Genomic DNA, 16,996 nt, shown 5'->3' with positions numbered 1-16,996 from the left:
TTTATTGTAATGAGGGCATTTTTAGAGTCTATACTCTAAAAAGTCAAATGCTCTCCTCGGCATCGCTTTGTTTTATCCGCTGGCGGATAGGCCGTAAGATGCCCCTCAACGCACTCTGAATTTAAGCTCAAGCCATGGCCCCACGGATCAAAACCAGCGAGCGCATCGTGCAGAACAGCCTGGAGCTGTTCAACCAGCAGGGCGAGCGCAGCATCAGCACCAACCACATCGCCGCCCATATGGAGATTTCTCCGGGCAACCTGTACTACCACTTCCCTAACAAGCAGGCGATCATCGCCGTGCTGTTCAGTGAGTATGAGAGCCTGGTGGACAGTTTCCTGCGTCCGCCACATGGGCGCGCTGCCACGGTGGAAGACAAGCGTTTCTACCTCAAGGAGCTGTTGTCGGCCATGTGGCGCTACCGGTTCCTGCACAGGGACCTGGAGCACCTGCTCGACAGTGACCCGGAACTGGCCGCCCGCTACCGGCGTTTTTCCCAGCGCTGCGTGATTCAGGGCGCTGCCATCTACGAAGGTTTTGTCGCCGCCGGCATCCTCAAGATGGATCGGGTACAGATCGAGTCCCTGACGATCAATGCCTGGATCATCCTCACCTCCTGGGTACGTTTTTTGTGCACCACGCGGGAAAACTCCAGCCACCTCAGCGAGCAGGCCATCAAGCGCGGCGTCTACCAGGTGCTGGTGCTGGAGGCCGGGTTCGTCACGGACCAGGCGCGTGATGCGGTCGCTGCGCTGTTTGAAGAGTTTTACGTGCCGCTGGCCCAGGCGCTGGAAGAAGTATGAAATAAAGCCTGCCGCACGATCGAAATCGCCCATCACAGGAGCCCGTTATGCCCATTGCGCAACTGATCAGCCCGCAAGCACTGGACCTGAAAAAGGACCAGCCGGGGTTGGTGATTCTGGATTGTCGTTTTGCCCTCGAAGACCTGGATTATGGCCAGCGCAGCTATGCGCAAGGGCACATCGGCGGGTCGGCTTTTGCCGATCTTGAACGTGATCTGAGTGGAAAAGTGGTCAAGGGTGTGACCGGGCGTCATCCATTGCCCGAGCCGGCGGACCTGATCGAGCGCCTGCAAGCCTGGGGCATCAACGCCGACAGCGAAGTGGTCTTGTACGACGATGGCCCGGGTGCTTTCGCGGCGCGGGCCTGGTGGCTGCTGGCCTGGCTGGGCAAGCGTGACGGGGTGTTCATCCTCGATGGCGGCCTCAAGGCCTGGCACGCGGCGGGGCTGCCCCTGAGCCTCGATCCTGCGTCGAACAGCCGTGGCACCTTTACCGGGAAACCGGACAACGCGTTGGTCCTCAGCGCCGAGCAGTTGCACAAGCGTCTGGCCCGACCCGAACTGACCCTGCTCGATGCCCGCGCCTTGCCGCGCTTCAAGGGCGAAGTCGAACCGATCGATCCGATTGCCGGGCACATCCCCGGTGCGCAATGTGCGGCCTTCACCGACAACCTGGGCAGCGACGGGCGGTTCCTGCCAGCCGAGCAGCTCAAGCAGCGTTTTGCCGCGAAGCTGGGTGATCGCTCGCCGGCCGATCTGGTGGCGTACTGCGGGTCCGGCGTGACGGCGTGCCATAACCTGTTCGCGTTGTGCCTGGCGGGTTATCCGTTGGCGGCGCTGTATGCCGGGTCGTGGAGCGAGTGGATCAATGATCCTGCTCGCGGGATCGCCACTGGCGAATGAAGATCAAAAGATCGCAGCCTGCGGCAGCTCCTACATGGGTTTGCGTCGACCTGTAGGAGCTGCCGCAGGCTGCGATCTTTTAAAGGCGCGCGTTGCGATACGCCCCAGGCCCCACCCCATACACCTGCTTGAACTGCCGACTCAGATGACTCTGGTCGGCGAACCCCAGTTGCGTCGCCACTTCCAGAGGCAAGCAACCACCCTGCAATAACCCCCGCGCCCTAGCGATGCGCTGTTGCATCAACCAGGTGTGCGGCGGCATGCCGGTGGCGCGGCGGAACACCCGGGCGAAGTGGAAGGGCGACAGGTTCACCGCCGCTGCCAGTTCTTCAAGCGAGGGCGGCGCCGCCAATTGCGCGTGCAGCAGGTCCTTGGCCAATGTCACCGCCCGGTGTTCCTTGCCCGGTTTGCCAGCATCAGGAACCGCTGCGTGACGCTGCAGCAGTGACAGCACCAGTTCTCGCCAAGCCGTCTGTTGTTGCAGTGCGGTGGCCGGGCTTTCCAGCAAGCGATGCAATTGGCAGAAGCCGTTCACCAGATCCGGATCGCGGTACAAGGTGGCGCCGAACGCCGGCAGCTGGTGGGTGGGCAATTCGAGTTCGGCCAGCAGCGACAGCATCTGCCCGCTGTCCGGGTAAAACGCCCGGTATAACCAGCCGTCTTCCGTGCCCTTGTGGCCTGTGTGCAGTTCATCGGGGTTGATCAGCACCAGGGTGCCGCTGCCCGCCAGGTGTTCGGCGCCGCGATAACGGTAACGCTGGGCGCCGGCCATGATCATGCCGATCACATAGCCGTCATGTACATGGGGGGCGAAGCGCTGCTCGATGTAGCGGGCCGACAACAGCTCGATCCCGGCCAACGGCGCCGTTTGCCAGAAGTGGATGGACTCGCCCTGCGCAATGCCCATGGCCTACTCGCGACCCATGCTGGCCAGCCATTGGGGGATACGCCGTTCCAGGTAATACCCCGGTTGACGGAACGAGCCATCGACGAACCCGACGTGCCCGCCCCGGGCCTGCAATTCGAATTGCGTGCAGGCCGACAACTCGTCGGCTTGCGGCAGGCTATGGGGGAATACGAAGGGGTCATCGGCGGCCTGAATGATCAGGGTTGGCGTACAGATCTCGCCGAGGAAGTAGCGGCTCGAGGCGCGGCGATAATAATCCTCGGCGTCAGTAAAACCGTTGAGCGGTGCGGTCACCCGGCCATCAAAATCCCAGAACGTGCGCATGTTTTCCAGGGAGCCCAGCGCAGCGAGGGCCGCGAGGCCGTCCTCGCGCCCGTCGTGCTGGAACTGGCGTTGCTTGTTCTTGATGTAGGCCAGCATCTCGCGCATGAAGTGCGCCTGATAGACCTTGGAGAAACCCTGGCCGATGCGGTCGGCGCACTGGTCCAGGCGAAACGGCACCGACACCGCCACCGCACCGCGTACGCCGCTGGCACTGCCGGTTTCGCCCAGGTGCTTGAGCAGCACATTGCCACCCAGGGAATACCCGACGGCATACAGCGGCGCGAGCGGACGCTTGGCCCGCAGGTGCCGGATGGTTTCGGCCAGGTCTTCACTGGCGCCGGAATGGTAGCTGCGCGGCAGCAGGTTGGGTTCGCCGGAGCAGCCGCGCCAGTTCAGCGCGACACTGGCCCAGCCTTGGTCACCCAGGGCTTTTTGTATCCCGGCGACGTAAGGCGAATTCGACGAACCGGTCAGCCCGTGCAACACCAGCACCAAAGGCGCATCGGCACTGTGCGGGCCATGCCAGTCGAGGTCGAGGAAGTCGCCATCTTCGAGCCACAGGCGCTCACGTTCACGTTCGAGGTGGGTGGTTTTGCGCCACAGCGGACCCCACAAGGTCTGCAAGTGCGGATTGCCGAGGCCGAAGGCCGGGGTGAAGCGATCTGGCGGATGGGACACGATTCGTCTCGATGCAGTGGCGCACGCCTGCATTGAGGCGCGCGCCTTGTTCAGGCCGGTCGATTAACCGGCGATCTCTGCCATACGTTGCCATAACGAATAATAGACCCGCCCGGATTTTTGCTCCCGGTGCAGGCGCCAGTTGCCTGGCAGGCCGAGGGTCGACGGCGCGCTTTCGCTTTCGGTGTACACCCAGGCATCTTCGGCCAGCCACTGGCGCTCTTCGAGCAGCGCGCAGACGGCGGGCAGCAGGTTCTGGTTGAACGGCGGGTCGAGGAAGACCAGGTCGTAGGCGACCGCTGGCTGGGTTTCCAGATAGCGCAGGGCGTCGGCGGTCTGGACCTGGCCGGTGGTGCAGCGCAGCGTACCCAGATGCTCCTTGAGGCTGGACACCGCAAGGCTGCTGGCATCCAGCGCCTGGCCCATGGCGGCGCCGCGGGACAGGGCTTCGAGAAACAGCGCGCCGCTGCCGGTGAACGGATCGAGCACCTTGGCGCCCGGGACGTAGGGTGCGAGCCAGTTGAACAGGGTTTCACGCACCCGGTCCGGCGTCGGGCGCAGGCCCGGCGCGTCAGGGAAGCTCAGTTTGCGGCTGCGCCATTCGCCGCCGATGATGCGCAGCTGGTTCACGCCGTTGTGGACGTTGTGGACCGGTTTTTTCGGACGAGAAGTGGCCATTAATGCTCCGGAACCCCGAGCGGCTGCTCGGCGGGTTTATCAGTTGGGGCCGGTAACGGCTTTTGCGGCACGGTCGGGCCAGCGCTGACGATGACCAGTTTATCCGTGCTCAGGTGTTTGTTCATGGCCGCCTTGACCTGCTCGACGGTCAGGTTCTGCGACTGCTGCATGAAGTCTTCCAGGTGACTGAGCGGCAAGTTGTAGAAGCCGATCGCGCCCAGCTGGCCGACGATATCGGCGTTGCTGGCGGTGGACAGCGGGAAGCTGCCGGCCAGTTCGCGCTTGGCGTCGTCGAGTTCTTTTTCGGTCGGGCCGGTCTTGAGGTAGTCGGCGAGCACATCCTGCACCAGTTTCAGGGTGCCTTCGCTCATTTCGGCGCGAGTCTGCAGGTTGATCATGAACGGACCGCGTGCCTGCATCGGGCTGAAACCCGAGTACACACCATACGCCAGGCCACGTTTTTCGCGTACTTCGCTCATCAATCGGGTACCGAAACCGCCACCGCCGAGGATCTGGTTGCCCATGGACAGGGCCGCGAAATCCGGATCGTCACGGTCGATGCCCAGTTGCGCGAGCATCAGGTTGGTCTGCTTGGACGGGAACTCGATGTGGCCGATGCTGGCCTTGGGTTCGGCGGGTTGCTCGATCTTCGGCAGGGCCGGACCTTTGGGCAGGGCGGCGCTGACCTGCGCGGCAATGGCTTCGGCTTCGGCGCGGGACAGGTCGCCGACCAGCGCGATCACCACGTTGCCCGCTGCATAGGCTTTCTGGTGGAACGCGCGCAATTGCGCGAGGGTGACGGCCGGAACGGTTTGCGCCGTACCATCGCTGGCGTGCGCGTAGGGATGATCGCCGTACAAGCGGTTCATCAGTTCAAGGCTGGCGAGTTTGCCGGGGTTCTGTTTCTGGTATTCGAAGCCCGCGAGCATCTGGTTCTTGATGCGGGTAAACGAGTCGGCGGGGAAGGTCGGTTTGCCGACGACTTCGGCGAACAGCTTCAGCGCCGGTTCACGCTTGTCTGCAGCACTGAGGCTGCGCAGGGAGGCAACCGCCATGTCCTTGTAGGCGCCGTTGCCGAAATCGGCCCCCAGCCCTTCAAAACCCTGGGCGATGACGCTGACATCCTTGCCGGCCACGCCTTCGTTGAGCATGGCATTGGTCAGCAGCGCCAGGCCTGGTGCGTCGCCGTCCTGGCTGCTGCCGGCGGCAAAGATCAGGCGCATGTCGAACATCGGCAGTTCGCGGGCTTCAACGAACAGCACCTTGGCGCCTTCGGCGGTGTTCCAGGTTTGCACGTCGAGCTTGCGGTGGCTCGGCGCCTTGCCGTTGAGCTCGGTCAGCGATTGCAGCTTCTGGCTGGCCTTGGCCTTGTCCAGCGCCTCGCTGGCGTTGGTCTGGTCGGTCTTGGAAAAATAGAATGCGGCCGACCCGATCAGGGCGACGGCGATCAGGCCGAACAGGGCCAGGCGCGGTTTTTTACGCTCACTCATGAGTCGTCTCCTCTGGCAGTACATGGGCGACGCTGAGACGTTCGCGGGTGAAATACAGCTTGGCGGCGTTCTGGATATCTTGCGGAGTCACGCTTTCCAGGTCGGCGAGCTCGCTGTCCATCAGTTTCCACGACAGGCCGACGGTTTCCAGCTGGCCGATGGCCGTGGCCTGGCTGGTGATGGAATCACGCTCGTAGACCAGCCCGGCGATGACCTGGGCCCGTACGCGTTCCAGTTCTTCGCTGGTCGGCGCGGTGGTCTTCAGTTGCTCAAGCAGCTTCCACAAACCGGCTTCGGCCTGGGCGATGGTCTTTTTCTTCTGGCTGTTGGGGGTGGCCGACAGGGTGAACAGGCTGTCGCCACGGGTATAGGCGTCGTAGCTCGACGAACCGCCGGACAGCAGTTCTTCACCGCGCTCCAGTTGAGTCGGGATGCGTCCGCTGTAGCCGCCATCGAGCAGCGCCGAGATCAGGCGCAAGGCGTTGACCAGGCGTTTGTCTTCGGCGGTCGCGATGCTCGGTACGTTGAAGGCCAGCATCAGGCTGGGTAATTGGGTCTTGACGTGCAGGGTGATCTGGCGTTCGCCGGGCTCGGCCAGCTCCAGCGGAATCTTCGCCGCCGGCACCTCGCGTTTGGCGATCGGGCCGAAGTAGCGCTGGGCCAGGGTCTTGACCTCGTCCGGCGTCACGTCGCCGACCACCACCAGCGTGGCGTTGTTCGGCACGTACCAGGATTGGTACCAGTGGCGCAGCTCTTCGACTTTCATCCGGTCCAGGTCCGCCATCCAGCCAATGGTCGGCGTGTGATAGCCGCTGGCCGGGTAGGCCATGGCCTTGAAGCGCTCGTAGGCCTTGGACATGGGTTTGTCGTCGGTGCGCAGGCGCCGTTCTTCTTTAATGACTTCGATTTCCCGGGCGAACTCGTCGGGCGGCAGGCGCAGGCTGGCCATGCGGTCGGCTTCCAGTTCGAAGGCCACGCCCAGGCGGTCGCGGGCCAGGACCTGGTAGTACGCAGTGAAGTCGTCGCTGGTGAAGGCGTTCTCTTCGGCACCGAGGTCGCGCAGGATCAGCGACGCTTCGCCGGGGCCGACTTTCTCGCTGCCCTTGAACATCATGTGTTCCAGGGCATGGGACAGGCCGGTCTGACCTGGCGTCTCGTAGCTGGAGCCAACCTTGTACCAGACCTGGGAAACCACCACCGGTGCGCGATGGTCTTCGCGCACGACGACCTTCAAGCCGTTGTCGAGGGTGAATTCGTGGGTCGGTTGCGGGTCGGCCGCCAGGGCCGAAAGGGGCAGGCAAACTGTGCTGAGCAGCAGGCCTGCGGCGCGGCGGGCTAGAGCATTCATTCGTTTTTAAACCTTTGGGGCTGCCCGCTTGGTCTTAGCGTCAGCGGGCGAGAGGGTGCTAGGATACTGATCCGTTTTAGCGGCGGCCACGCCTATCAGGCCTTTATGCTTGATCAGGTTGAATGGGTTTGCGACGGAAGGTGGATATTTATCAACTGAATTCCGCGTTTTCGCCGATATTGCTGCTTTAGTCCTATGAGAAGCCGATTCCTTGAGGCGCCGATCAGCACCTCGACAAAATGTTGCGCGTGAACAAGCTGGGTCAATCGCAGTCTGTTCTGCATCGAATTTTTATTTGCCGGGGCGCCCGTTGGCGCGTCGCTACCGTGAGATAGCCGTCCTCCATGTTTGGTTCCAACGACGACAAGAAGACCCCAGCTGCGGCTGGTGAAAAGAAAAGCCTGTTCGGATGGCTGCGCAAAAAGCCGCAGGAACCCGTCGTCGAACAGCCACAGCCACTTCCTGAGCCAACGCCTGCGCCGTTGATAGACGCCGAACCTGCGCCGGTGGTGTTGCCGATCGCCGAGCCGGTGCTGCAACCGGTTGTCGAGCCTGCACCTGAAATCGTCGCCGAACTGCCGCTGACCCCGGTCGCCGAGCCTTGGCTGACCTTGCCGGTGGCGGAAGAGCCGGTGGCGCTGGTCGAAGACGAGCAGGCGCCGCATGTGACGCCGCCGATTCCGGCACCCGCTGCGTGGACGCCGGAGCCGGTTCGGGCGCCAGTGATCGAGCCGGTCGTTGCGCCCGCGGTCGAGGCTGCGCCAACGCCTGCGGCCCCTGTATTTGTTCCGCCGGTTGTACCGATTGTCCAGGCGCCAGAGCCTGCACCTGCACCTGCACCTGCACCTGCACCTGCACCTGCACCTGCACCTGCACCTGTTATTACGCCTGTCGCCTCCGCCCCCGTCGAAGCGCCAGTCGAAGTTCCAGCCGAGCCAGTACGCTCCGAGGAAACCAAAGCCGGTTTCTTCGCCCGCCTCAAGCAAGGCCTGTCCAAGACCAGCGCCAGCATCGGCGAAGGCATGGCCAGCCTGTTCCTGGGCAGGAAAGCCATCGATGACGAGTTGCTCGATGACCTTGAAACCCGCCTGCTGACCGCTGACGTTGGCGTCGAAGCCACTTCAGTGATTATCCAGCGCCTGACCCAGAAGGTCGCACGCAAGGAGCTGGCCGATGCCGACGCGTTGTACAAATCCTTGCAGGGCGAGCTGGCAGCCATGCTCAAGCCCGTCGAGCAACCGCTGAAAATCACCTCGCAGAACAAGCCGTTCGTGATCCTGGTGGTGGGCGTCAACGGCGCCGGTAAAACCACCACGATCGGCAAGCTGGCGAAAAAACTGCAGCTGGAAGGCAAGAAAGTCATGCTCGCCGCCGGCGACACCTTCCGCGCCGCCGCCGTCGAGCAACTGCAGGTCTGGGGCGAACGCAACAAGATTCCGGTCATCGCCCAGCACACCGGCGCCGACTCGGCTTCGGTGATCTTCGACGCCGTGCAGGCCGCCAAGGCCCGTGGCATCGATGTGCTGATCGCCGATACCGCCGGTCGCCTGCACACCAAAGACAACCTGATGGAAGAACTGAAGAAGGTTCGCCGGGTGATCGGCAAGCTCGATGCCGACGCACCCCACGAGGTGTTGCTGGTACTCGATGCCGGCACCGGCCAGAACGCCATCAACCAGGCCAAGCAATTCAACCAGACCGTCGAACTGACCGGCCTGGCGCTGACCAAGCTCGACGGCACCGCCAAGGGCGGGGTGATATTCGCCCTGGCCAAGCAGTTTGGCCTGCCGATCCGCTACATCGGCGTTGGTGAAGGCATCGACGATCTGCGCACTTTTGAAGCTGAACCCTTTGTCCAGGCACTGTTTGCCGAGCGGGAGCGTTCATGATTCGTTTCGAACAGGTCGGTAAACGCTACCCGAACGGTCACGTCGGCTTGCATGAGCTGAGCTTTCGGGTCCGTCGCGGCGAGTTTTTGTTTGTTACAGGCCATTCCGGCGCCGGCAAGAGCACTTTGCTGCGACTGCTGCTGGCCATGGAGCGCCCGACCAGTGGCAAGCTGCTGCTGGCCGGGCAAGACCTGAGCACCATCAGCAACGCACAGATTCCCTTCCTGCGTCGGCAGATCGGCGTGGTATTCCAGAACCACCAGTTGCTGTTCGATCGCACGGTGTTCAACAACGTCGCGCTGCCGTTGCAGATCCTCGGTTTGTCCAAGGCTGAGATCGCCAAGCGCGTGGACTCGGCCCTGGAGCGCGTGGCGCTGTCGGACAAGACCGACCTGTATCCCGGCGACCTGTCCACCGGTCAGCAACAGCGCGTCGGCATTGCCCGCGCCATCGTGCACCGCCCGGCCCTGCTGCTGGCGGACGAACCGACCGGTAACCTCGACCCGCGCCTGGCGGCGGAAATCATGGGTGTGTTCGAAGACATCAATCGCCTGGGCACCAGCGTGCTGATCGCCAGCCACGACCTGGCGCTGATCGCGCGCATGCGCCACCGCATGCTGACGTTGCAACGCGGCCGATTGATCGGCGATGGGGAGGCCGGCGAATGAGTGCGACTCGCAGTCCAAAGGTTTCCGAGCGCGTGGCCCCCAAGGCTGCCGACCCGCAACCGAAGAAGAAAAAACACGACGACGATGACGGCCCGGACTTCGCCACGCTGTTGCGCGCCTGGATCGAGAGCCATCGTGCCAGCCTGCTGGACAGCTTGCGCCGCCTGGGCAAGCAGCCCATCGGCAGCTTTTTCACCTGCATGGTAATGGCGGTGGCCTTGAGTTTGCCCATGGGGCTGTCACTTTTGCTAAGTAACGTCGAGCGACTGGGCGGTTCATGGCAGCGCGCGGCGCAGATTTCCCTGTACCTGCAACTCGACGCCAGCCCGACTGACGGCGAGGCGCTGCGCGAACAGATCAAAGGCATCCCAGGCGTGGCAGATGCCGAATACGTCGGCCGCGATCAGGCGCTGGAAGAGTTCCAGCAGCAGTCCGGCCTGGGTGAAGCGCTCAAGGAACTCCCGGAAAACCCGCTGCCTGGCGTGGTTCTGGTGACGCCGACCGAGGTCGACAAGCCGACCCTTGAAGCATTAAGACAAAAACTTTCCGAACTGCCCAGGGTACAACAGGCACAGCTTGATCTAGTCTGGGTCGAGCGTCTGGCAGCCATCCTCAAGCTGGGCGACCGATTTGTCTTCGGTCTGACCGTGCTCCTGGTTTCTGCATTACTTTTGGTGATAGGCAATACCATTCGTCTTCATATTGAAAACCGCCGCACAGAGATAGAAGTGATTAAACTCGTAGGCGGCACAGACAGCTATGTGCGCAGGCCCTTTCTTTATATGGGCGCGCTCTACGGTTTCGGTGCGGGGATTCTTTCCTGGGGCGTATTGGCGTTCGGCCTGAACTGGCTGAACGATGCAGTGGTCGGGCTGGCCGGTTTATATGGCAGTGATTTCGCACTGGCCGGCGTACCGGTTGCCGACGGTCTGTCTCTCTTGCTTGGCGCGGTGCTGTTGGGTTATATCGGTGCATGGATTGCAGTCGCACGTCATCTCAGGGAGCTGGCGCCGAAGTAGAATCTTTTTTGCGCGTGATTGACCTTGCAGTTTTTAGGGGAACTTGTCTTTCGGTTTCCGGTCAATTTTCGCAGTGCCATTGGCACGAGTATGTAAGTGGGAGGTTTTTTCGTATGACCAATTCTTTGCAGCCTGCATATGCTCTGGTCCCGGGTGCGAACCTGGAGGCCTATGTGCACACCGTCAACAGCATTCCATTGCTGACGCCGGAGCAGGAGCGTGAACTGGCCGAGAGTCTCTATTATGAGCAGGATCTTGAGGCGGCTCGGCAGATGGTGCTCGCCCACCTGCGTTTTGTCGTACATATCGCCCGTAGCTATTCCGGCTACGGCCTGGCCCAGGCTGACCTGATCCAGGAAGGTAACGTCGGCCTGATGAAGGCCGTGAAGCGCTTCAACCCGGAAATGGGCGTGCGCCTGGTGTCCTTTGCCGTGCACTGGATCAAGGCGGAAATCCACGAATTCATCCTGCGTAACTGGCGCATCGTGAAAGTCGCGACCACCAAGGCCCAGCGCAAGCTGTTCTTCAACCTGCGCAGCCAGAAAAAACGCCTGGCCTGGCTGAACAACGAGGAAGTCCACCGTGTGGCGGAAAGCCTCGGCGTCGAGCCGCGGGAAGTGCGCGAGATGGAAAGTCGCCTGACCGGTCACGACATGGCCTTCGACCCGGCGGCCGAAGCCGACGACGACAGCGCTTTCCAGTCGCCGGCCAACTATCTGGAAGACCACCGGTACGACCCGGCCCGTCAACTGGAAGATGCCGACTGGAGCGACAACTCCAACCACAACCTGCACGAAGCGCTGGAAGTGCTGGACGACCGCAGCCGCGACATCCTCTACCAGCGCTGGCTGGCAGAAGAAAAGTCCACGCTGCACGACCTGGCGCAAAAGTACAACGTATCGGCCGAGCGTATTCGTCAGCTCGAGAAGAGCGCGATGAATAAGCTCAAGTTGTCGATCGCCGCGTAACCTGCACGAAGGCAACAAAAAAAACGCCCCGATCATTGATCGGGGTGTTTTTTTTGTGCCCGAAATTTCCTTCACGACACAAAACCAATGTGGGAGCGGGCTTGCTCGCGAAGGCGGTGTATCAGTCGACATAGATGCTGTCTGATACACCGCTTTCGCGAGCAAGCCCGCTCCCACAGGGGATTTGCAGTGTTACTGGGACCAAGGCGCCCTGCGCGAATCGTTAAGGCCAACCAGATAGCTGTCCCCGCCGAGCTGGCTCATCTGCCGGCGTATCCAGCCAGCGCGCCGCGCCACGTAATTGGTCGGATGGCTGGCGCTCCACACCCGCGGGTTGGGCAGTACCGCTGCCAGCAAGCTGGCCTGCTGCCGGGACAACGATTTGGCGCCGACACCGAAGTGATGCCTGGCCGCCGCCTCTGCCCCAAACACACCGTCATCCCACTCGACGCTGTTGAGGTACACCTCAAGAATCCGCTGTTTGGGCCAGAACACCTCGATCAACCCGGTAAACCAGGCTTCCAGGCCTTTGCGCAGCCAGCTGCGGCCGGACCACAGGAACAGGTTCTTCGACACCTGCTGGCTCAGGGTGCTGGCACCACGAATCGTGCCGCCGAGCTCGTTGTGGGCCAGTGCTTTCTGGATTGCGCCGAAGTCAAAGCCCCAATGCTCGGGAAATTTCTGGTCCTCACCGGCAATCACCGCGACTTTCAGGTCGTCGGAGATTTCATCCCAGGGTTTCCAGGTGCGTTGCAGGTCGATGGGCTCGCCATCGATCCAGGATTCGATCTTGCGCTCGACCATCAGCGTGGTCCCGGGCGGTGGCACCACGCGAAAAATCAACACCAGCACGACGCTGACGCCCATGAACCAGAGCACGGCCTTGATGAAACGACGGAAATAGATACGCAGCATAGAGATGGCTTGGCCGAACCCGTTGAGCGGGCCATTATACAGACCCTGTTGATCGAGACTGACTGGAGTTCTTCATGCTGCGTGGCTTTTTGATGCTGGCCGCTTTTTTCGGCTTCACCGGAGTCGGTCTCGGCGCGTTCGCCGCCCACGGCCTGAAAAACCGCCTGAGTGCCGAATACCTGGCGATTTTCCATACCGGCGTCACCTATCAGCTGGTGCACACCCTGGCATTGCTGGGCGTGGCATTACTGGCGACGCAGATGCCCGGTCGCCTGGTCACCTGGGCCGGTGCTTCCTTTGTCATCGGCATCCTGCTTTTCTCCGGCAGCCTGTACGTGCTGACGCTGACGGGTGTCAGCAAGCTCGGCATCGTCACCCCCTTCGGCGGCCTGGCGTTCCTGGCGGGCTGGCTCTGCCTGGGCCTTGCCGCCTGGCGCTTGCCGCTGACCGCTTGACGCTTGTTGCTGACCTTTAGGTCACGATCGGGCTAGAATGCCAGCCCCAAAAAATGATGGCGGCATTGCGCATGCGCATTCAGTTGAACGGCGAATCCTTTGAACTGCCCGACGGTGAAACCGTTGCGGCCCTGCTGACTCGTCTGGACTTGACCGGACGCCGTGTGGCGGTCGAACTCAATCTGGATATCGTCCCGCGCAGTCAGCACGCAGGCACCACGTTGAACGACGGCGACAACGTCGAAGTGGTGCACGCCATCGGCGGCGGCTAGTAGTCTCGGCCGATTGGCCACAGAATTCTGCAAGACCCTCACCCCTACAGAGGATTCCCCATGAGCATCGTTCGTAACGACAAGCCTTTCGTCCTGGCCGGTCGTACTTACCAGTCGCGTTTGCTGGTCGGTACCGGCAAGTACCGTGACATGGAAGAAACCCGCCTGGCCATCGAGGCCTCGGGTGCCGAGATCGTCACTTTCGCCGTGCGCCGTACCAACCTCGGCCAGAACGCGGGCGAACCGAACCTGCTGGATTTCCTCTCGCCGGATCGCTACACCTTCCTGCCGAACACCGCCGGCTGCTACGACGCGATCGAGGCCGTGCGCACCTGCCGCCTGGCCCGTGAGCTGCTCGATGGCCACAACCTGGTGAAGCTGGAAGTGCTGGCCGACCAGAAAACCCTGTTCCCCAACGTGATCGAAACCCTCAAGGCCGCTGAATTGCTGGTAAAGGAAGGCTTCGACGTGATGGTCTACACCAGCGATGACCCGATCATTGCCCGTCAACTGGCGGAAATCGGCTGCATCGCAGTGATGCCGCTGGCCGGTCTTATCGGTTCGGGCCTGGGGATCTGCAACCCGTACAACCTGCAGATCATCCTCGAAGAAGCGAACATCCCGGTGCTGGTGGATGCCGGTGTCGGCACCGCATCCGACGCCACCATCGCCATGGAACTGGGCTGTGATGCGGTGCTGATGAACTCGGCCATCGCCCACGCCCAGCAGCCGATCATGATGGCCGAAGCCATGCAACACGCGATCGTCGCAGGCCGCCTGGCCTACCTCGCCGGCCGCATGCCGAAAAAACTCTATGCCAGCGCCTCTTCGCCGCTGGATGGTCTGATCAAGTAAGAGCCATTGATGACTGAATCGAACGACACGCCAATCCAGACGGAAGAAGGCGACGAGCGCCAACACCGCCGCATCAAGAGTTTCGTGATGCGCGCCGGGCGCATGACCGAAGGCCAGCAACGCGGCCTGGAGCAGGGCGCGCCACTGTTCGTGCTGCCCCTGGCCGAAGCGCCGGTGGACTTCGACCAGGTGTTCGGTCGCTCGGCACCGCGCTCGCTGGAAATCGGCTTCGGCATGGGCCATTCGCTGCTGGAAATGGCCGCGGCTTCGCCGGATCAGGATTTCATCGGCGTCGAGGTTCACCGTCCGGGTGTCGGCGCGCTGCTCAATGGCGTGCTGACTCAGGGTTTGACCAACCTGCGGGTCTACGATTGCGATGCCATTGAAGTGCTCAACCGCTGCGTGGCCGATAACAGCCTCGACCGCCTGATGCTGTTTTTCCCGGACCCATGGCACAAGAGCCGTCACCACAAGCGTCGTATCGTCCAGGCGTCATTCGCCGAGCTGGTGCGCAGCAAGCTGAAGGTCGGCGGTATCCTGCACATGGCCACCGACTGGGAACCGTATGCCGAGTACATGCTGGAAGTGATGAACGTGGCCCCGGGTTACCGCAACCTGGCCGAAGACGGAAAATGTGTACCACGCCCGGCCGAGCGGCCGATCACCAAGTTCGAACGCCGTGGCGAACGTCTTGGGCATGGCGTTTGGGACCTGAAGTTCGAAAAACAGTCCTAATGTTCAGGAGCGGCTCGCCCGCTCCTGCCCATGTTGAATCTCAGAGCAATAGCGACCAGGCAACGCTGGATATCATCAGCATGGCAAAGCTTATGTTGAGTGCTCGATTCCAGCGTGGTCGGATAAAAAAGCGTCTCAAATGATTGCCGGAACAAAGCCAGATAAAATCAAAAGTAACGCAGATCCCCAGGCTACCAGCAATCTTGAATACCAAATCCCATGGATGTGGTAATCCCAGCGGAAATCCTCCCAGCAGCGCTGCAAATACTGCGTAGGCTTTGATATTGGTTACGCCAATAATAAATCCGGCATTCCATCGTGGTGCTGCCACCGTTGTTACACTACTGATAGGCGGAGTTCTAGCAATCGACCAGGCGAGGAACAGGATGTAGGCTGCCGAGACAAGTCCCACTCCCGTAGCAAGTATTGGAACCTGTTGAATAACAAGGAAGACGCCTGACGCTACCAGGCTAACTGAAATCGCGAGCCCTGCCATGATTCCGGCGAAGAACAGGAGTGATCGCTTGAGCCCGTATGCCGCCCCACTCGCCGCCAGAGCCATTGTTGCGGGCCCTGGACTTGCAAGTAGCGCTGAGGCTGTTATTAGAAAAGAAAACTCCGAAGATGTAATAAAGCTCATAGGGAAAACCTGAAAGAGGGCTTCAGTGAGTAGCGGTGTCGTGGCAGAAGTACAGCGTTCTAAAATCTTTCATGAACTCGATTACATCTTGGGCAATCAACTCGGGACTGCGTGAATGGTGCAGTGCTTCGGCTATTCTTTCAGCTATCCACGCCATGTGGTGCTCCTTCATTCCTCGTCTTGTGATTTCGGTAGTACCCAGTCTTATCGCGCTTTGATCTGCAGGGCTGTCTTTTGATGATCCCCAGCCAAGTGGTGTTTTATTGCATATGATATTGGCAGACTCTAATAATCTGACTTCCTGGGCGGCGCTATCCAGATAAGTCGATTTAATAACAATCTGGTGGGTGGCTGTAAAATTGCGCTCGTGGAATAGAACATTCAAACCTCGCTTTTTTAGTTCCATACCCAATCGTTGCTCTATGTATTAATGTAAATATACGCTGTTCTGGGAACAGGTTTGAAAGATAGCAGGCAAACAGATTTTCGTCGGGCTCAAGTTTCATTTTGATACCTCGTCATCTCATTCCGATTTTTATGTAGTATTTTTCTATAACGCTGTTTGGCGGTTTTTTGAGTGTATGAGTACAGCCGACGACGTGCTATGAATTCCATTGGCATGCGACAAGATCAACGAGTTCTCCTTCATAGACCTGTTTTCAGAAGGCCATCAGAATGAAAAAACTTATTAAAAAAGAGGCGGTACTTGACCCGCTCGACAAGTCGATCATCACTGCACTGAATAGTAATGCCAGGTTGTCGGTGAAAGCATTGAGCCGGCAGGTTGGCCTGTCTGCGCCCAGTTGCGGGGAGCGACTTCGGCACTTGGAGAGGACTGCAATCAAGGGTTACTGCGTCGATGTCGATCCTGAGGTGGTCGGATATCGGCTGCAGATGATTGTTCGGATGCGCTCCAATCCCGGTCAGATGCAAACGGTGGAGCAGCTACTCAGGGAGGCGGAGGAGTGCGTCACCTTTTACAAGGTGACGGGGGATGACGACTTTGTCTGCGTGATGTATCTGCGCTCAGTCGACCATCTAGACGAACTGCTATGCCGTTTTGCGCCAATGGCAGCAACTCATACGTCGTTGATCAAAGCAATGGAGCGCAAGTTGCCGCCGCTTTAGCGGCGGTCGGCGACTACGCCAATCAGCACCAGTACCACCAACAATACCGGCGCCAGGCTGTAGTTGTTGAACTGGCTCAAACCCTTGACGATCCACGGCGTGGCATAGATCAGCGCCGCACCGCTGCCAATCATGCACAGCAGGGACATCAGCGGTACGCGCAAGGCGCCGGCGATGCTGCCCAGGCGTTGCTCGACCCAGCCTTTGAAATCCGCACCGAACAACACCAGCAGGCAACCTACCAGGGCGAGGGCGATTTCCGAGAGGTTGCTGCGGCTCCAGCGAGACGCGGTGGCGAGCAGGTCGAGTACCAAATCCATTC

The 16,996-nt window shown here is 60.7% G+C and carries 20 protein-coding genes; 11 read left to right on the top strand and 9 right to left on the bottom strand.

Going from position 1 to position 16,996, the window contains the following annotated elements; genetic code table 11:
* Positions 1-134: 134 nt before the first annotated feature.
* The gene (locus tag ACM6I6_RS25360; protein WP_274075672.1) at positions 135-803 is read left to right on the top strand and encodes a TetR/AcrR family transcriptional regulator; all 669 of its coding nucleotides are present in this window, start codon (positions 135-137) and stop codon (positions 801-803) included.
* 47 nt (positions 804-850) lie between these two features.
* Positions 851-1,705, top strand: a complete 855-nt coding sequence (locus tag ACM6I6_RS25355) for a sulfurtransferase (RefSeq protein WP_323606632.1) — start codon at positions 851-853, stop codon at positions 1,703-1,705.
* 79 nt (positions 1,706-1,784) lie between these two features.
* On the opposite strand, the gene ACM6I6_RS25350 is transcribed toward ACM6I6_RS25355, so the two are convergent.
* The 5 genes from ACM6I6_RS25350 to ACM6I6_RS25330 form a co-directional block, all read right to left on the bottom strand.
* A complete protein-coding gene (locus ACM6I6_RS25350) occupies positions 1,785-2,612 on the bottom strand; it encodes an AraC family ligand binding domain-containing protein (RefSeq protein ID WP_414920868.1) in 828 nt (275 codons plus the stop codon).
* A gap of 3 nt (positions 2,613-2,615) precedes the next feature.
* A complete protein-coding gene (locus ACM6I6_RS25345; RefSeq protein ID WP_323606630.1) occupies positions 2,616-3,614 on the bottom strand; it encodes a hydrolase in 999 nt (332 codons plus the stop codon).
* Positions 3,615-3,677: 63 nt separating this feature from the next.
* On the bottom strand, positions 3,678-4,292 hold the full coding sequence (gene rsmD / locus ACM6I6_RS25340) for a 16S rRNA (guanine(966)-N(2))-methyltransferase RsmD (protein ID WP_274075668.1): 615 nt from the start codon (positions 4,290-4,292) through the stop codon (positions 3,678-3,680).
* On the bottom strand, positions 4,292-5,782 hold the full coding sequence (locus ACM6I6_RS25335) for a M16 family metallopeptidase (RefSeq protein ID WP_274075667.1): 1,491 nt from the start codon (positions 5,780-5,782) through the stop codon (positions 4,292-4,294). The genes rsmD and ACM6I6_RS25335 overlap by 1 nt, the downstream gene beginning before the upstream one ends.
* Positions 5,775-7,130 carry a M16 family metallopeptidase gene (locus ACM6I6_RS25330; protein ID WP_274075666.1) on the bottom strand — a complete coding sequence of 452 codons (1,356 nt, stop codon included), beginning with the start codon at positions 7,128-7,130 and terminating at the stop codon, positions 5,775-5,777. The genes ACM6I6_RS25335 and ACM6I6_RS25330 overlap by 8 nt, the downstream gene beginning before the upstream one ends.
* 344 nt (positions 7,131-7,474) lie before the next feature.
* On the opposite strand from ACM6I6_RS25330, the gene ftsY reads away from it, so the two are divergent.
* The 4 genes from ftsY (at position 7,475) to rpoH (ending at position 11,674) form a co-directional block, all read left to right on the top strand.
* Positions 7,475-9,019, top strand: a complete 1,545-nt coding sequence (gene ftsY / locus ACM6I6_RS25325) for a signal recognition particle-docking protein FtsY (RefSeq protein WP_414920867.1) — start codon at positions 7,475-7,477, stop codon at positions 9,017-9,019.
* Positions 9,016-9,687: a cell division ATP-binding protein FtsE gene (ftsE, locus tag ACM6I6_RS25320; protein ID WP_008065082.1), complete on the top strand. Its 672-nt coding sequence runs from the start codon at positions 9,016-9,018 to the stop codon at positions 9,685-9,687. Before ftsY ends, ftsE begins: the two co-directional genes overlap by 4 nt.
* Positions 9,684-10,706, top strand: a complete 1,023-nt coding sequence (gene ftsX / locus ACM6I6_RS25315) for a permease-like cell division protein FtsX (protein WP_274075664.1) — start codon at positions 9,684-9,686, stop codon at positions 10,704-10,706. Before ftsE ends, ftsX begins: the two co-directional genes overlap by 4 nt.
* Before the next feature lie 113 nt (positions 10,707-10,819).
* Positions 10,820-11,674 (top strand): RNA polymerase sigma factor RpoH, encoded by an 855-nt coding sequence (gene rpoH, locus ACM6I6_RS25310; RefSeq protein ID WP_008065085.1) that lies wholly within the window; start codon positions 10,820-10,822, stop codon positions 11,672-11,674.
* Between the two features lie 192 nt (positions 11,675-11,866).
* Here the strand turns inward: rpoH and mtgA are convergent, their stop codons facing one another.
* Positions 11,867-12,589, bottom strand: coding sequence for a monofunctional biosynthetic peptidoglycan transglycosylase (mtgA, locus tag ACM6I6_RS25305; RefSeq protein WP_274075663.1), 723 nt, complete (start codon positions 12,587-12,589; stop codon positions 11,867-11,869).
* A 74-nt stretch (positions 12,590-12,663) separates the two neighbouring features.
* On the opposite strand from mtgA, the gene ACM6I6_RS25300 reads away from it, so the two are divergent.
* The 4 genes from ACM6I6_RS25300 (at position 12,664) to trmB (ending at position 14,906) form a co-directional block, all read left to right on the top strand.
* Entirely contained in the window at positions 12,664-13,044 is a 381-nt protein-coding gene (locus tag ACM6I6_RS25300; protein ID WP_274075662.1) for a DUF423 domain-containing protein, read from the top strand.
* 71 nt (positions 13,045-13,115) lie between these two features.
* Positions 13,116-13,316 (top strand): sulfur carrier protein ThiS, encoded by a 201-nt coding sequence (gene thiS / locus ACM6I6_RS25295; RefSeq protein WP_046818722.1) that lies wholly within the window; start codon positions 13,116-13,118, stop codon positions 13,314-13,316.
* Positions 13,317-13,376: 60 nt separating this feature from the next.
* Entirely contained in the window at positions 13,377-14,171 is a 795-nt protein-coding gene (locus ACM6I6_RS25290; protein ID WP_323606625.1) for a thiazole synthase, read from the top strand.
* A 9-nt stretch (positions 14,172-14,180) separates the two neighbouring features.
* On the top strand, positions 14,181-14,906 hold the full coding sequence (gene trmB / locus ACM6I6_RS25285; protein WP_274075660.1) for a tRNA (guanosine(46)-N7)-methyltransferase TrmB: 726 nt from the start codon (positions 14,181-14,183) through the stop codon (positions 14,904-14,906).
* Between the two features lie 40 nt (positions 14,907-14,946).
* Here the strand turns inward: trmB and ACM6I6_RS25280 are convergent, their stop codons facing one another.
* Positions 14,947-15,546, bottom strand: coding sequence for a LysE family translocator (locus tag ACM6I6_RS25280; RefSeq protein WP_323606624.1), 600 nt, complete (start codon positions 15,544-15,546; stop codon positions 14,947-14,949).
* Between the two features lie 22 nt (positions 15,547-15,568).
* Positions 15,569-15,952: a hypothetical protein gene (locus ACM6I6_RS25275; RefSeq protein WP_323606623.1), complete on the bottom strand. Its 384-nt coding sequence runs from the start codon at positions 15,950-15,952 to the stop codon at positions 15,569-15,571.
* A gap of 269 nt (positions 15,953-16,221) precedes the next feature.
* Here ACM6I6_RS25275 and ACM6I6_RS25270 point away from each other — a divergent pair, with 269 nt between their 5' ends.
* Positions 16,222-16,674 carry an Lrp/AsnC family transcriptional regulator gene (locus ACM6I6_RS25270; protein WP_323606622.1) on the top strand — a complete coding sequence of 151 codons (453 nt, stop codon included), beginning with the start codon at positions 16,222-16,224 and terminating at the stop codon, positions 16,672-16,674.
* Here the strand turns inward: ACM6I6_RS25270 and ACM6I6_RS25265 are convergent.
* A complete protein-coding gene (locus ACM6I6_RS25265; protein ID WP_008063519.1) occupies positions 16,671-16,994 on the bottom strand; it encodes a DUF3392 domain-containing protein in 324 nt (107 codons plus the stop codon). The genes ACM6I6_RS25270 and ACM6I6_RS25265 overlap by 4 nt on opposite strands.
* Between the last annotated feature and the right edge of the window lie 2 nt (positions 16,995-16,996).

Source organism: Pseudomonas sp. IT-P218 (assembly GCF_949767605.1).
Classification (GTDB): Bacteria; Pseudomonadota; Gammaproteobacteria; order Pseudomonadales; family Pseudomonadaceae; genus Aquipseudomonas; species Aquipseudomonas putida_AE.
The sequence above is the reverse complement of the archived record's forward strand: the minus strand, read 5'-3'. Positions and strand labels throughout refer to the sequence as shown.

Excerpts from the sequence above, each read along its gene's own strand:
- ACM6I6_RS25355 (WP_323606632.1), top strand. The coding sequence starts at position 851 with ATGCCCATTGCGCAACTGATCAGCCCGCAAGCACTGGACCTGAAAAAG.
- ACM6I6_RS25300 (WP_274075662.1), top strand. The coding sequence starts at position 12,664 with ATGCTGCGTGGCTTTTTGATGCTGGCCGCTTTTTTCGGCTTCACCGGA.
- ACM6I6_RS25265 (WP_008063519.1), bottom strand. The coding sequence starts at position 16,994 with ATGGATTTGGTACTCGACCTGCTCGCCACCGCGTCTCGCTGGAGCCGC.
- ACM6I6_RS25350 (WP_414920868.1), bottom strand. The coding sequence starts at position 2,612 with ATGGGCATTGCGCAGGGCGAGTCCATCCACTTCTGGCAAACGGCGCCG.
- rpoH (WP_008065085.1), top strand. The coding sequence starts at position 10,820 with ATGACCAATTCTTTGCAGCCTGCATATGCTCTGGTCCCGGGTGCGAAC.
- rsmD (WP_274075668.1), bottom strand. The coding sequence starts at position 4,292 with ATGGCCACTTCTCGTCCGAAAAAACCGGTCCACAACGTCCACAACGGC.
- ftsY (WP_414920867.1), top strand. The coding sequence starts at position 7,475 with ATGTTTGGTTCCAACGACGACAAGAAGACCCCAGCTGCGGCTGGTGAA.
- ACM6I6_RS25360 (WP_274075672.1), top strand. The coding sequence starts at position 135 with ATGGCCCCACGGATCAAAACCAGCGAGCGCATCGTGCAGAACAGCCTG.
- trmB (WP_274075660.1), top strand. The coding sequence starts at position 14,181 with ATGACTGAATCGAACGACACGCCAATCCAGACGGAAGAAGGCGACGAG.
- ACM6I6_RS25330 (WP_274075666.1), bottom strand. The coding sequence starts at position 7,130 with ATGAATGCTCTAGCCCGCCGCGCCGCAGGCCTGCTGCTCAGCACAGTT.
- ACM6I6_RS25290 (WP_323606625.1), top strand. The coding sequence starts at position 13,377 with ATGAGCATCGTTCGTAACGACAAGCCTTTCGTCCTGGCCGGTCGTACT.
- ftsX (WP_274075664.1), top strand. The coding sequence starts at position 9,684 with ATGAGTGCGACTCGCAGTCCAAAGGTTTCCGAGCGCGTGGCCCCCAAG.
- ACM6I6_RS25275 (WP_323606623.1), bottom strand. The coding sequence starts at position 15,952 with ATGGAACTAAAAAAGCGAGGTTTGAATGTTCTATTCCACGAGCGCAAT.
- ACM6I6_RS25335 (WP_274075667.1), bottom strand. The coding sequence starts at position 5,782 with ATGAGTGAGCGTAAAAAACCGCGCCTGGCCCTGTTCGGCCTGATCGCC.
- thiS (WP_046818722.1), top strand. The coding sequence starts at position 13,116 with ATGCGCATTCAGTTGAACGGCGAATCCTTTGAACTGCCCGACGGTGAA.
- mtgA (WP_274075663.1), bottom strand. The coding sequence starts at position 12,589 with ATGCTGCGTATCTATTTCCGTCGTTTCATCAAGGCCGTGCTCTGGTTC.
- ACM6I6_RS25280 (WP_323606624.1), bottom strand. The coding sequence starts at position 15,546 with ATGAGCTTTATTACATCTTCGGAGTTTTCTTTTCTAATAACAGCCTCA.
- ACM6I6_RS25270 (WP_323606622.1), top strand. The coding sequence starts at position 16,222 with ATGAAAAAACTTATTAAAAAAGAGGCGGTACTTGACCCGCTCGACAAG.
- ftsE (WP_008065082.1), top strand. The coding sequence starts at position 9,016 with ATGATTCGTTTCGAACAGGTCGGTAAACGCTACCCGAACGGTCACGTC.